Consider the following 14318-nt stretch of genomic DNA (forward strand, 5'->3'; position numbering starts at 1 on the left):
CCGTTTTCGTTGTTCACCCATGGCAACACACCTCCGTGATCCTTATTATCCCTCCGTCCGTTAAGTGGCGTCTACTATCTATTCTAAACCCACTCAGTCCGTTAAATCGAGACTTCCGCTTAGTGGCGCTTTAACTTCACCCTTTTAAATCTGACGCTGTACTAGTTAGTAAAATCAATGTATGTTGAGTAACTCTAGTTAAAATGTTGTTTCTAGTTTATTCATGTTGATTCCTCCAGTATATGGACCGAAATTCCACCTGTCAATGCTGGCCCCCGCCACAGAAATATCCTTGGTAGCATGTGTGTGTGGCACACATTGTACTTTATACAGCAGATTACTCCAAAATTGTCCGAAAAATAGCCTCTGCTGCACTTTGTACATTAGAATTCTGCTAAGAAGAGGTTTTGGAGCTATATTAGTAAAAACTATTGTATGAACTACAGCAGAATGAGCTTTTGCCTAATATCGAGCTAATTCTATTGCAGAGAATGCAATCAGCACGAAAGGTTGCTTGACAGAATAACAATACCAGCCTAAAATCAACATGAAACAACACGAAGTAACATAAATCAACAACACCACGAATGAACAAGGCTGATGGTTACATCACCACACGCCTTATCCATGATCTGATGGACAAGAAAGGGGATTTCCCGCATGAACAGTAAATTATCATTTCGGCCAGACGGCACCTTCACCATTGTACAGTTCACCGACCTCCATTGGATGGATGGAAGAGCAGAGGATCAGCAGACCCGGGAGCTGATGGAGCTGGTGCTGAAGGCGGAGCGGCCGGACCTGGTTATTTTTACAGGGGATACGATCTATACGGGTCCGGTTCGTGAAGGCGAGCTTCCTTGCCAGGACCCCAAGCAGGCCTTCCGCGATGCAGTGGCTGCTGTAGTGAATTCCGGGGTGCCTTGGGCGTTCGTATTCGGCAACCATGACACGGAGAACGGAGTGACCTACAGCGAGCTGATGGAGATTGCTCAGGAGTCTCCGCACTGCCTGGCTGAAGCTGGTCCGGCCGAGCTTGCCGGTTCAAGCAATTACGTCCTGGAGATTGAAGGCGCGGGCCATAATGCGGGTGCCACCCTCTATATGCTGGATACGGGCGCCTACTCTCCGCTGGAGCATATTCCTGGGTATAGCTGGGTCCGGCGTAACCAGATGGATTGGCTGGCAGAGCAGTCTGCGCGGCTGAATCCCGGAGAAGGTCAGGCCAAGCGGCCTGCACTGGCGTTCTTCCATATCCCGCTGCCCGAATATGACGAGATGTGGAACACTCAGACCTGCTACGGACATAAGTATGAGCGGGTCTGCGCTCCGGTTCTGAATTCAGGGTTGTTCGCTGCCCTCGTAGAGATGGGCGATGTGGCAGGCACCTTTTGCGGACATGACCATATCAATGATTTCACCGGCACGCTGCATGGCATCCGCCTCAGCTATGGCCGGGCAACCGGCTATAATACCTACGGGCACGACAACCTCAAGCGGGGAGCGCGCGTCATCCGTCTAGAGCAGGACCATCCGTCCTTCGATACCTGGCTCCGGCTGGAAGATGGCTCCCGGTGCTCTGAACAGCCCGCCCATACACCTCTCCCTGCTGCCGAACCACAACATTAATGAATTCTTGAGGGGTTGACAATCCATGCTACTGCCTATTCTTTTGGTGCTGGCTTCCGGTATGTGCCACGCGGTGTGGAGCATGTTCACCAAGAGAAGCCTGAATAAAAGCAGCTTCCTGTGGTCGATCATGATGGTCTCCACGGTGCTGCTGCTGCCGGTCCTGCTTGCCGAGCTGTGGACACAGCCGCTGGCCCCCGGTGCTTACGCCCTGCTGCTGCTGTCTGTAGCGCTGCAGGCCTTATATTCCTGGCTTTTATCCATAACCTATGAGATGGGCGACCTGTCCCAGATCTACCCGGTGATGCGGGGAACGAGCACGCTGCTGATCCCGCTGATCGGGGTTATTTTTCTGAAGGAGTCCTTATCTGTCTATGGCTGGATCGGGATCTGCTGTATGCTTGGCGGCTTCGCTGTACTCAGCGGAATCGGCTCCAGAAGAAGCCTCCCGGCTGCATCCGGGTCCGGGTCTATGTCCGGCACTCCATCTGCATCCGGCTCCGGCACCACCTTAGGCTACTATACACCGGTACTCATGGCCCTCTGCGTGGGATTATGCACCACCTGCTACGTGTTCGTCGATAAGCTGAACCTTCAGCATATGTCGCCGCTGGCGCTGCTTGAGGTGACGAATATCGGCTTCGTGGCCGGATTAACTCCGGCGGTCCTGAGATCACGGAAGCTGCTTGAAGAGTGGCGCCGCAACACATTCACCATCCTGCTGGGCAGCGTGCTGAATCCGGGCTCCTATCTGCTGTTCCTGTTCGCACTTCAGCAGGCGCCGCTCGCCCACATCAGCCCGCTGCGGGAGATCGGGACGATATTCGCCACTCTCCTCGGTGTGCTTCTCTTGAAGGAGCGGCAGGGTTTGCGGCGGCTGGTGTGCTCGGTCGTCATTTTCTGCGGAATTCTGCTAATTGGCATCTGGGGGTAAGCAGGATAACTATCACAGATGTCGAATTGAAACCGTATGATGAAGATAACCTCGATGAGTACACACATGATGAACGCCAAAGCCAGATTCAACCCCAAGCAGGTTCTATTGCTGCTTTTCTATCTAACCATTCTGATCAGTCTGCGCTATCTGTGGTTCAATGCCAATACGGCGTCTGAGCATCCCGAGGCACAGCAAGGTGTGCTGGATATGCGGGGCTGGGACTTCGGGAATTCCCCGTCCATCCAGCTGGATGGAGAATGGGAATTCTATCCCGGCCAGCTCCTGGGCTATGAGGATTCCGCCGCACTTGCTGCGGCCACACCGCATGTTGTCCAGGTTCCCGGTGACTGGAGCAGTGGCTTCCCGGAAGGGGAGCAATCCTCGCTGGGCTATGGTACATACAAGCTGCGTATACTCGTAGACCCGTCACAGACTGAGTCTTACGGCTTCTGGATTCAGCGGATTCAGGCCGCCTCCAGCATCGATATTAACGAGCAGAGAGAGACCAGCTTCGGGAAGCTGGCGGTGAATAGCGGGGACTATATTCCTAAGGCGGTCTCTTACACCGCAGCCTACGAGAATCCGGGAAGACAGGAGATTGTTCTCCTCGTCCGGGCAGCCAACTACGACCATCCGCTGGAGGGCGGGATTGTGAGATCGATCCGTTTCGGCTCCATTACAGCGGTGGATAGCGAACGGATGTATTCACTCGGCTTCCAGCTGGTGGCGTTCATGATCATGCTGCTGCATGCGCTGTATGCGGGGATTTTGTTCTTTTTTAACCGGAAGCAGCGGGCGTTCCTGCTCTTCTTCCTCCTGCTGATGGCAGTAGCAACTACCATTGTAGTCGATAACGATACGATTCTCCTGCTCTGGTTCCCTATTAACTATACCTGGGCACTGAAGCTCAAAATGCTGGCCTATCCTGCGTTGTCCCTATTCATGCTGCTGCTGACGCGCAGCTTCTCTGCCTACGAGCGCCCCGGCCGTCTGTTCAAAATCTATCTGCTGGGTCTCCTGCTCTATACCGCCTATGTCCTGATCTTACCGGCACATTACGTGGTCTATGCCAGACTGTTCTTCTCCGTCTTCTACCTGCTTCCGGTAGCCGGTGTTATCTATTCTATTGGCCGGATGGTGATGCGGCAGGAGCAGGATTCCTTCTTCCTGCTGTTTGCTGCCGCAGCCATCGGCTCCAGCGTCATGGGCGGGGCCATGGAATCCAATGCCAAGGGGAGTATTCTGTATTATCCTGTAGATGTCATTGCAGCCATTATCGGCTTCTCCTCCTACTGGTTCAAGCGGTATTTCCGCAATGCAGAGGAGAACCGGCTGCTCAACCAGCAGCTGAAGGAGAGCGACCAGAAGAAGGACGAATTCCTGGCGAATACCTCCCATGAGCTGCGGACACCACTGCACGGCATTATCAGCATTGCCCAGACTGTAGCCTCCAAGGAACAACACATGCTGGACGAACAAAGCTATAAGGATCTGGAGTTACTCATTACGATCAGCCACAGGATGTCCCTGATGCTTAACGATCTGCTTGATGTGACCCGTCTTCAGGAGAAGCGGATTGTGCTGCAGCGCGAGCCGCTGGCCATGGGTTCACTGGTCTCGGGCGTGCTGGGGATGTTCGAATTCATGATCGAAGGTAAACGGCTGCAGCTGCGTAATGAGCTTCCCGCTTCATTGCCGCCGGTCTGGGGGGATGAGAAGCGGATTGTACAGATTCTCTATAACCTGCTGCACAATGCCATCAAATACACACAGGCCGGAACGGTCACCGTCTCCGCTGTCGACGACGGCAAGCTTGCGTGGATCAGCGTAGCTGATACCGGGGCGGGGATCGACAAGGAGACACAGGCGCGGATCTTCTCCCCCTATGAGCAGGGCAGCAAAGGCATCATTGACGGCGGCGGCATCGGTCTCGGCTTAAGCATCAGCAAGCAGCTGACCGAGCTGCACGGAGGAGACCTCACGGTTGATTCAGAGCCGGGCAAAGGCTCAGTGTTCACCTTCACCCTTCCGCTGGCCTCCTCTGCCGGGGCCCGGGAGATGACGGATCAGGATACAGACGCCGCAAGGCAACCGGACAACCCGGATCTGCAAGGGCTGCTGCTTGAGGAGAGCCGGCTGCTATTACAGCAGTCCGATATCCGCAATCTTACAGTCCCCATGGAGTTAACGACTCCGCCGCAGATGCAGGCAGCCTCCCGGGCAGCCAAATCTCTGATCCTGGCCGTCGACGATGATCCGGTCAATCTCAAGGTGCTCTCCAGCATGCTCTCGGCAGAGCATTATCAGCTGGTGACCGCCACCAGCGCCGAGGAAGCCCTGGAGCTGCTGGGCACCGAGCCGTGGGATCTGCTGATTGCCGATGTGATGATGCCGTACATGTCCGGCTATGAATTAACACGGATCGTCCGGCAGCGCTTCACCCTCTCGGAGCTGCCGATCCTGCTGCTCACGGCCCGCAACCAGCCGGTGGACATCTATACCGGCTTCCTGGCCGGGGCCAATGATTATGTCGCCAAGCCGGTGGACGCGCTGGAGCTGAAATACCGGGTCCGCTCACTGACCGGACTGAAGCAGTCCGTCACCCAGAGCCTGCGGATGGAAGCAGCTTATCTCCAGGCACAGATTCAGCCGCATTTCCTGTTCAACACGCTGAACGCGCTGCTGGCGCTGAGTGAATTCGACCTGCCGAAGATGCGTGATCTCGGGGAGGCTTTCTCCTCCTACCTGCGTATCAGCTTCGATTATATGAACTCGCAGCAGCTCGTCGGATTATCCCATGAGCTGGAGCTGGTAGAATCCTATCTCTTCATTGAGAAGGCGCGCTTCGAGGAGCGTCTGCAGATCGAATGGGAGGTTGATCCCGGCATCGAGCTGCTGCTTCCTCCGCTCACCCTTCAGCCGCTGGTGGAGAATGCCGTCAGACACGGCCTGCTGAGCCGCAAAGCCGGAGGCAAGCTCTATATCCGCATTCACCGTGAGAAGGGATACACCTCCTTCGAAGTGGAGGATAACGGCAAGGGCATGAGCGGGGAACAGGTCGCCCGTCTGCTCGACGACACCTTCCAGGCCCACCGCGGCATCGGTCTGCTGAACACTAACCGGCGGCTGACCCAGCTCTACGGCGAAGGCCTGGTCATCCGCAGCCAGCCCGGGGCTGGCACTACGGTATCCTTTGTGATTCCTGAGCGGAGGCAGGGCTGATTCGCCCGCCCCCTCCATAACAGCAGCATGAATAACCCGCAGTTCAGGAGAAGACTCCAGAGCTGCGGGTTATTAGTGTGTCGTGGATTCAGTTATTATTATTCCGAAGATCCACTGATCTAGATTTTGTGATTGTCGGCGAGTCCGTTAAAGACTTGACCATTTGTCTGTATGAAGATACAAACCATGATAGATATGGCACATAACTTCCTGTATTGTAATACTCCAGGATCGCTTCGATATAACCACTGCTCTTCACATATCCTGCCAATAGCGGCATTTCGCCATTGCCCAGTAGCGAGAACGTCTGCACCATGCGTGCGGTCCGTTTGTTTATGTCTTGAAAATACTGCAGATAACATAGGTTAAGCTTCAGGTAAATGGCACGTTCAAACGGATTTTTGATGGTCCCAGCCACCTCAAGCAGATACTTTAATTCCTCATTTAAGTAATCCCTGCCCACAGGAGGGGAATAGTCCGTTCCAGATATTCTGACTAAATCCTCACGTGGGGCTCCGCAATTTGCCGCCGGCAATAAATCTTTGGCCAGGATGGAATGTACATCCATTATAAAGTAACGATCTATTGCTTTATCTTTTGAAGTAAGCACAAAATTATAGGCATCTCTTAAATTCAGAATCATTTGCGCATCAGAATATAACTTACCTCCAGCGGTGATGCCCATTTTCAAAAGATTGATGGTGTCCACTTTGGAGTATGTATTTCCCTCTAATTTAGCAGAAGAATATACAAAATCAATTCCAATCTCCTCCACATTCCGATAGTTCATCAGAAAAGACTCCAGAGGATACCTCAAAGAAGCCTCCTGAAGTTGTTTACTTTGAGTTTCTGTTAATTGAGGAAACTTATTTAATCTCTCCGGATCATAACCTGGCATTTCAATCCCTCCTACTCTACAGAAAGTATTTCGTCTTGATTTTTATTTTAACACTAATTCAATTATACGCATCAAATTCACTATTCCTTACAACACCAAAGCCGCCGTCTCCCGCTTCAGCCACAGCCGGTGCTCCTCATCCAGCAGCGGAGCCAGCTTATCGTACACCTCAGCATGATAATGGTTCACCCAAGCAAGCTCCTCCCCGCTTAGCATAGACGGCTCAATCGCCCGGAGGTCTATCGGCAAATAGCAGAGATTTTCGAATTTCAGGAATCTTCCGAACTCCGTAGTCACATCCTCCGTAATCAGCAGCGTGTTCTCCGTGCGGATACCATGACGGCCTTCCTTATAGACTCCCGGCTCTACCGTGATAATCATCCCTGCTTCCAGGACGACAGGATTCGGCTTGAAGCTGAACCGCTGCGGCTCTTCATGCACATTGGAGTAGTAGCCCACACCATGCCCGGTTCCGCACTTGTAATCCAAGCCATTATCCCACATCGGCTTGCGGGCGAGGATGTCGAGGGTAGATCCGGTGGAGCCGTAGAGGAACTTGGCCGTAGACAGCGCAATCACAGACTTCAGCACCAGCGTGAAATCTCTCTTCTCCTCATCCGTCAGCGGGCCAAGCGCCAGCGTGCGGGTGATATCCGTTGTCCCGTTCAGGAAGTGAGCACCCGAATCCAGCAAATACAGACCTCTGGCTTCCAGCTCTACCGGATGGTCGGCAGACGGCGAGTAGTGCATCATCGCAGCATTCGCGCCGTAGGCAGAGATACTGGAGAAGCTTAGCTCAGCGAATAACGGCTGCTGTCGGCGCAGCTCCAGCCCCTTCTGGTCTGCTTCCACCTCTGTCACCAGACGCACCGGGACGGTCTCCTGCAGCCATTTGAACAATCCTACAAGGGCTACGGCATCCTTCAAATAGACATCACGGATATTACGGATCTCCACCTCGTTCTTGAGCGACTTGAGTGCCACCACGAGACCCACCGCCTCAATGATACGAGCGGAGTCCGGGATGGCAGCCGCCAGACGATATCCGGTTTTATTCGGATCGTACAGCACGGAAGCCGCTTCCGGGAGCGTCTGCAGGAACGGTAGGATGTCATCATACTCCCTGATCTCCACGCCATCCCGGGCCAGCGTATCCTTATCTTCCGGGGTGGCCTTATGGCCTCCGGCGAATAATATTGCGTTATGTACCCCTACTATGGCAAAAGCAGTCACATACGGATTGAACGGGATATCCCGTCCCCGGATGTTGAACAGCCAGCACAGATCATCCAGCGCGGACAGCACATAATAATCAGCATCCTTACGCTTCATCCCCTCCCGGACCTGCTCCAGCTTAGCCACCCGGCTGAGGCCCGCATACTCTTCATCATGCAGCATTAGCGGCTCGGCCGGAATAGGCGGCCGGTCCGTCCAGATCGCCCCTACCGGGTCGAGGTCGGTAATCGTCTGAATCCCTTTCTCTGCGAACTTGGCCTGCAAGCCCTTCATAGCGGATACGGACAACGTTCTGCCGTCTACGGCCATACGTGCTCCATGCGGCAATTGCTCGGCCAGCCATTCGTCCCATTGCAGAACGCCCGGCTCAGCCATGCGGAACAGACGGATGCCCGAGCCTTCCAGCTCCCGCTCCGCCTGAATGTAATACCTGCCATCCGTCCACAAGCCAGCATCCGCTAGCGTGATCACAGCCGTTCCGGCGGAACCGGTGAACCCGGTAATCCAGCGGCGGCTTTTCCAGTGCTCCCCCTCATATTCACTGATGTGAGCATCCCCGCTCAATACCACACAGGCCGCTATCCCGCGCTCCGCCATCCATTCTCTTAACTTATGTACCTTCTCCTTAGGCAACATATCCGTAACTCCTTCTCTCTATCTAGTCTACTGAATCATCATACACCTGCATTTACTATAAAAAAAGATGAAGACCCTCAGGTCTCCATCGTGTCACTATCGCCTTTCCGTACCAGCTGCCGCCGCTGCTTCCCCTTCTTGATCCACAGCCGGTCCTGGTCATCCCGGTAGAATCTGATTCCGAACAAGCACAGCGGTGTCCACACTTCCCTAAAATAATAATTGGGCATGGTCCATTTCTCCCAGACTATAAATAGATTTGCTCCTAATTATAGACCGGGATACCTGGTTTGTTTGTCGCATTGTGGAGGGGGAGGGGGAAGTGTATTACTTTTTTTGTAAAAAGACACTTTATAGGTATGCTCCAATTCGAACTTTGTATTGTTGATTCTCTTCTTCATCTGCTTGATTCCGATGCTGCCCAAACAGATCGACACATTTGATTACATTGCTCTCGTTATTGATTCTAGCAGACGATTCCAAGCTTTGCAGGATGAATCCAATCCCTTCTTTGCGCTTGTTATTTAAATAATAGGCTGCTAATTCAGCAAGGAATTGAGTGTGCTGGTCCAACATAACCTGCCGATTATAGTCGCCAAATTCTGTAGAATACGTCCGGTAAGGAATATAGGAAGCAAATCGCTCCAGAATAGAATCAACATCCCAATTGTAGCGGTTAGCCGATGAGATAATATTGTGTAAAGCTATGAATATCTCATCTGGTCGCTCAGAGATAAATTCGACATATTCAGAGAGGGCCTCATATTGGCCTCCCATCACCCGATGGAGCAGTCTGTTTGCGGTACCCCACTCCTGGAACTGAGCCATAGTCCGCTTCACTTCGTCATTGTCCTCCTGTATCCAGCTCCCATCCATATAGAGGAACACCCAATCTAATGCCGATTGATAGTCTCCTAATTTCTCATACACAGTTGAACGGATAAGCTGAGCGTAAAGGATATAAAAGTACAGGGGTTTCTCGGTTTTTTTCTCGTTACTCTCTCTACGGTCCGACTGAAGCTGAAGATTATAACGAATAGTTGCTAATTGCAGCATCTTCTTTGCCAGCTCATCCCCCTTATGCCACTTGCTCAATGAAACATATACATGAGCGAGATGCTTCAATCCATCTAATTGATCCGCTTCATCCAGCCGGTCCAGGAAACCTTCGAAGAGATGCGCAGCCTGTAAATTCCGCGCCTGATCGTCACCAATGGCGATTCGGAACAGACGGTATTGGCATAACGCGAGTCTCTCGGAATTCTGATACTTCTCACTGACACTCACATTCTTATACAGCAATTCGGCAGCTTGCCACAGCCCCTCTTGAAACAGGCCTTCAGCCACTTCGAACAGCATGGGGGCATAGACCAGATTCTCCAGCAGATTCTGAACCACCTGTTCAACGCAGTCCAGACGGCCCAGCTCAGCTGAGCGCACAAGAAAAGGCCGCAGACGCCGCCAGTTAGGCGACGAGAAATAGAAACATTCATCCACGTATAAGCTGTAGAAATGATCCTCCGGCAGATCCATTGCCTTGGTGATTCGCTCCAGATGGTTCATAGCAATGGGCTGGTGACCACTAAGTATCCGGCTGAGCGTTCCTGAATTAATTCCGGATTGTCCCGAGAATTGATGAATAGACATTCCCTTCTGCGACAAATGCAACGCTAATAGATCGCGAATCATAGCTCTAGTAGTAGGGACCACGCAAACACCACCTAACTGGAATCCAATATAATTTCTTTTATAGTTGTAATAATATGTCACATTATTCCAATGGTCAATAACGTAGAATACTACAGATTAGTATAATCCGTGAACTGCAGGCAATCGGCTTGCCATGATGGCAAAAAAATAGAGACCCTATTAGTCTCATAAGGTCTCTGTCGTCCCGGTAGAACCTGCTCTGTATCCATCGCGAAGGTGTCGTGCCTTATCCGCGGAACCAGCGCTTAAACTGCTCCAGTGAACTCTTCGCTTCCGGGCCATTGTAGCCGAAGGCATTGCCAATCATCTTAATATATTTGCTGCCCGATAAGTATCAACCACCATAACCGTGATTCATAATTTGAATCAGAGCTTGAGGGCTAGTACTTGCTATGGGTTCAATAGTAACAACAGGTATCATAACTGCAATAACCAGACTACAGGAAGCTAGAAGCTTGATGAGTTTTCTTTTCATGTGAATCCTGCACCTCCCTAATTTGAAGTTTGTATTGCTCTTGCTCTTCTTCATCTGCCAGATGCCGATACTGTTCGAATAGATCGACACATTTGAGGAGATTACTCTCGTTATTGATTCTAGCAGATGATTCCATACTTTTCAGGATGAAGATAATCCCTTCTTTGCGTTTATTATGTAAATAATAGAATGCCATTTCAGCAAGAAATCGCGAGTATTGGTTGGCAATGACTTGTTTGTTATGAAGAACGCCATACTCAGCAAGATTTGTCCGGTAAGGAATATAGGAAGCAAATCGCTCCAGAATAGAATCAACATTCCAGTCATAACGGTTAGCCGACAAGATAATATTGTATAATGCTATGAAAATCTCATCCGGTCGGTGGGAGATATATTCGACATATGCTGAGAGTACTTCGGATTGTCCTCCCAGCACCTGATATAGCAGTCTGTTTGCAGTACCCCACTCCTGGAACTGAGCCACAGTCCGCTTCACTTCTTCATTGTCCTCCTGTATCCAGCTCCCATCCATATAGAGGGACACCCAATCTAATGCCGAATTGAAATCTCCTAATTCCTTGCACACTGCTGAACGGATAAGCTGAGCATACAAAATATAGAAGTACAGAGGTTCCTCGGTTTTTTTCTCGTCACTCTCTCTACGGTCCGACTGACGCTGGAGATTATAACGAATAGTTGCTAATTGCAGCATCTTCTCTGCGAGTTCATCCACCTTATGCCACCGATGCATTGAACCGTAGACATGACCCAAATGATTCAACCCGTCTAATTGATCCGCTTCATCCAGCCGGTCCAGGTAACCTTCGAAGAGATGCGCAGCCTGTAAATTCCGCGCCTGGTCATCACCAATGGCGATACGGAACAGACGATATTGGCATAACGCGAGTCGCTCGGAATTCTGATACTTCTCACTGGCGCTCACATTCTTATACAGCAATTCGGCAGCTTGCCACAGCCCCTCTTGAAACAGGCCTTCAGCCACTTCGAACAGCATGGGGGCATAGACCAGATTCTCCAGCAGATTCTGAACCACCTGTTCAACGCAATCCAGACGGCCCAGCTCAGCTGAGCGTACAAGAAAAGGCCGCAAACGCCGCCAGGTAGGTGACGAGAAATAGAAACATTCATCCACGTATAAGCTGTAGAAATGATCCTCCGGCAGATCCATCGCCTTGGTGACTCGCTCCAGATGGTTCATAGCAATGGGCTGGTGACCACTAAGTATCCGGCTGAGCGTTCCTGAATTAATTCCGGATTGGCCCGAGAATTGATTAATAGTCATTCCCTTATGCGACAAATACAACGCTAATTGATCGCGAATCATAGTTCTAGTAGTAGGGACCACGTAAACACCACCTAACTGGAATCCAAATATTATTTGTTTGTTGTATAGTTGTAATAATATGCCACATTATTCCAATGGTCAATAATGTAGAATGCTGCAGATTAGTCTAATCCGTGAACTACTGGCAACCCGTTTGCCATCATGGCAAAAAAATAGAGACCCTATTGGTCTCATAAGGTCTCTGTCGTCCCGGTATCACATTTGCGAAGCGCTGGCCTCCGCTGTCGCTATTCCCCCGCTTCATCCACAGCTGGGTCTCCTGATCCTCCCGTTACCTGCGGAACCAGCGCTTGATCTGCTCCAGTGAACCCTTCGCTTCCGGGCCATTGTAGCCGAAGGCATTGCCGATCATCTTAATATATTCGTTAAAAGTCGTCTCCCGGCTATACCGGTCACTCCACCACGCATTCGCGTTATAGCCCGAGTCCGCCCCGATATAAGTCAGCTCAATCCCCGACTTCCTATACACATGATCGAAGATAAACTTCACCCGCCGTATATGAAAATCCGACGACACCACAATCGCCGACTTGAAGCCCTTCTGCTTCATGATCGGGAGCGTGAACTGGGCGTTCTGGTAGGTGCTCTCGGCAGCGTCTTCCGTCAGGATAGCATCTTCCCGGATGCCCAGAGATAGGGCGGTTTGGCGCATGTCACCGGCGGGGCCGGTGATCTCCTGGGAGTTAGACAGCAGAAGCTGCGGCGCGTATCCTTCTTGAAACAGCTTAACCCCTTGCTCTACCCGGCCTTCCCCTCCGCTGAGGATGATGATGACATCGGCTTGCTTGGGAAACTGGGATATAATCAAAAATCTTCCTGCAACAATGGACAGAACCACTACTACAATGAAAAGAGTAAAAAGGGGTTTGAGGATTCTTTTTCTTTTTTTACTAAGCATAAGATTTAGCTATTCACTTTTCTTCTACCAATTGATTCATACACTAATCCGGCTTCCTCTGCCTCAGTAAGGGAGTAACAATTTCGTCCATCAAGTATAAGTGGATTCTTCATCAACTCTTTATATTTATAAAGTGGAAAATTCTTAATTTCAGCCCATTCCGTAAAGATAAAACATATATCAGCATCTATTAAAGTATCTTGTATTGAATCACAATAATAGATTTCATCTGGAAACAGTTTTTTGAAATTCTCTGCCCCCACAGGGTCCCACGCCTTAACATGAGCACCATCCTCAATTAGCAAAGGGATATTAACTAAAGAAGGGGCATCCCTTAAATCATCTGTCCCAGGCTTGAATGTTAACCCTAACACGGCAATATTAAGGCCATTAAAAGTATCGTAATACTTTCTAGATTTCTTTATGAGTTTTATTTTCTGATTCTCATTCACTTCAATTGCTGCCTTGACCGTCTTCAACTCGTAGTCATTAAAGCTGGCAAGCCAATGCAAGGCTTTGGTATCCTTGGGAAAACATGATCCTCCGTAACCTATACCAGCATTCAAGAAACGATTACCGATTCTAGGGTCCATTCCCATTCCAGTAGCTACATCGTCAATATTTGCTCCAACGATTTCGCAAAGGTTAGCCATTTCATTAATATAAGATATTTTCAAAGCTAAAAAATCATTAGCAGCATACTTAATCATTTCTGCACTTCTACGATCGGTAACAACGAACGGAATGTTGAAATCATTGTACATTTTTTTTAATACATTTTCTGCATTTTCAGACTCAACACCTAATACTATTCTTGCTGCATTAAGTGTATCGTTAACGGCCGTACCTTGAGATAAGAACTCTGGATTGGAAACAACCTCGATCAATACATTATTCTTTTTATTTATATTAATAATCTGTTCAACTTTATCATTAGTTCCTACAGGGACTGTTGATTTAACTATTACTACACAATCATTCTCAACTGTTTGTGCTATCTGCCTAGCAACCTCATATACAAAATTTAAATTTGCAGATCCATCTTTCTTTTCAGGAGTTCCTACACCGATTATAATGATTCGTGCATCACTGTATGCCTTTGTGTAATCAGTAGTATAAGTAATATTATCTTTATTTTTCTTCATAAGCTCTTCTAAACCAGGTTCAAATATCGGAGCAATACCTTTGTTCATCTGCGATATTTTTTCTTCATCAATATCTAAACAAGTAACATTATTTCCTCTTTCGGCTAGACAAACAGCTGTTACTAGTCCAACATAACCTGTTCCTGCTACAGAGATTTTCATATAT

General features: G+C 49.9%; 10 protein-coding genes. 3 read left to right on the forward strand and 7 right to left on the reverse strand.

The window, feature by feature from the left end; translation table 11 throughout:
- Nucleotides 1-660 precede the first annotated feature (660 nt).
- Genes ACFSX3_RS24725 through ACFSX3_RS24735 form a run of 3 tightly spaced genes read left to right on the forward strand, consistent with a single transcriptional unit; the run spans nt 661 to nt 5788 of the window.
- On the forward strand, nt 661-1629 hold the full coding sequence (locus ACFSX3_RS24725) for a metallophosphoesterase family protein (RefSeq protein ID WP_209993581.1): 969 nt from the start codon (nt 661-663) through the stop codon (nt 1627-1629).
- Nucleotides 1630-1654: 25 nt separating this feature from the next.
- Nucleotides 1655-2563 carry a DMT family transporter gene (locus tag ACFSX3_RS24730; RefSeq protein WP_209993580.1) on the forward strand — a complete coding sequence of 303 codons (909 nt, stop codon included), beginning with the start codon at nt 1655-1657 and terminating at the stop codon, nt 2561-2563.
- Between the two features lie 54 nt (nt 2564-2617).
- Nucleotides 2618-5788: a hybrid sensor histidine kinase/response regulator gene (locus ACFSX3_RS24735; RefSeq protein WP_379255365.1), complete on the forward strand. Its 3171-nt coding sequence runs from the start codon at nt 2618-2620 to the stop codon at nt 5786-5788.
- Nucleotides 5789-5876: 88 nt separating this feature from the next.
- Here the strand turns inward: ACFSX3_RS24735 and ACFSX3_RS24740 are convergent, their stop codons facing one another.
- From ACFSX3_RS24740 to ACFSX3_RS24770, 7 genes are all read right to left on the reverse strand, one after another.
- On the reverse strand, nt 5877-6686 hold the full coding sequence (locus tag ACFSX3_RS24740) for a Fic family protein (protein ID WP_209993579.1): 810 nt from the start codon (nt 6684-6686) through the stop codon (nt 5877-5879).
- Nucleotides 6687-6773: 87 nt separating this feature from the next.
- Nucleotides 6774-8558, reverse strand: coding sequence for an aminopeptidase P family protein (locus tag ACFSX3_RS24745; RefSeq protein WP_209993578.1), 1785 nt, complete (start codon nt 8556-8558; stop codon nt 6774-6776).
- Between the two features lie 77 nt (nt 8559-8635).
- On the reverse strand, nt 8636-8788 hold the full coding sequence (locus ACFSX3_RS24750; RefSeq protein WP_209993577.1) for a hypothetical protein: 153 nt from the start codon (nt 8786-8788) through the stop codon (nt 8636-8638).
- A gap of 121 nt (nt 8789-8909) precedes the next feature.
- On the reverse strand, nt 8910-10205 hold the full coding sequence (locus ACFSX3_RS24755; protein ID WP_379313381.1) for a helix-turn-helix domain-containing protein: 1296 nt from the start codon (nt 10203-10205) through the stop codon (nt 8910-8912).
- Nucleotides 10206-10705: 500 nt separating this feature from the next.
- The gene (locus ACFSX3_RS24760) at nt 10706-12109 is read right to left on the reverse strand and encodes a helix-turn-helix domain-containing protein (protein ID WP_209993576.1); all 1404 of its coding nucleotides are present in this window, start codon (nt 12107-12109) and stop codon (nt 10706-10708) included.
- Nucleotides 12110-12380: 271 nt separating this feature from the next.
- The gene (locus ACFSX3_RS24765) at nt 12381-12917 is read right to left on the reverse strand and encodes a YdcF family protein (RefSeq protein WP_209993575.1); all 537 of its coding nucleotides are present in this window, start codon (nt 12915-12917) and stop codon (nt 12381-12383) included.
- A 95-nt stretch (nt 12918-13012) separates the two neighbouring features.
- Nucleotides 13013-14314: a UDP-glucose dehydrogenase family protein gene (locus ACFSX3_RS24770; RefSeq protein ID WP_209993574.1), complete on the reverse strand. Its 1302-nt coding sequence runs from the start codon at nt 14312-14314 to the stop codon at nt 13013-13015.
- Nucleotides 14315-14318 lie beyond the last annotated feature (4 nt).

This window comes from Paenibacillus rhizoplanae (genome assembly GCF_042684125.1).
Taxonomy (GTDB): domain Bacteria; phylum Bacillota; class Bacilli; order Paenibacillales; family Paenibacillaceae; genus Paenibacillus_AQ; species Paenibacillus_AQ rhizoplanae.

Excerpts from the sequence above, each read along its gene's own strand:
- ACFSX3_RS24725 (WP_209993581.1), top strand. The coding sequence starts at position 661 with ATGAACAGTAAATTATCATTTCGGCCAGACGGCACCTTCACCATTGTA.
- ACFSX3_RS24730 (WP_209993580.1), top strand. The coding sequence starts at position 1,655 with ATGCTACTGCCTATTCTTTTGGTGCTGGCTTCCGGTATGTGCCACGCG.
- ACFSX3_RS24735 (WP_379255365.1), top strand. The coding sequence starts at position 2,618 with ATGAGTACACACATGATGAACGCCAAAGCCAGATTCAACCCCAAGCAG.
- ACFSX3_RS24740 (WP_209993579.1), bottom strand. The coding sequence starts at position 6,686 with ATGCCAGGTTATGATCCGGAGAGATTAAATAAGTTTCCTCAATTAACA.
- ACFSX3_RS24745 (WP_209993578.1), bottom strand. The coding sequence starts at position 8,558 with ATGTTGCCTAAGGAGAAGGTACATAAGTTAAGAGAATGGATGGCGGAG.
- ACFSX3_RS24750 (WP_209993577.1), bottom strand. The coding sequence starts at position 8,788 with ATGCCCAATTATTATTTTAGGGAAGTGTGGACACCGCTGTGCTTGTTC.
- ACFSX3_RS24755 (WP_379313381.1), bottom strand. The coding sequence starts at position 10,205 with ATGTCTATTCATCAATTCTCGGGACAATCCGGAATTAATTCAGGAACG.
- ACFSX3_RS24770 (WP_209993574.1), bottom strand. The coding sequence starts at position 14,314 with ATGAAAATCTCTGTAGCAGGAACAGGTTATGTTGGACTAGTAACAGCT.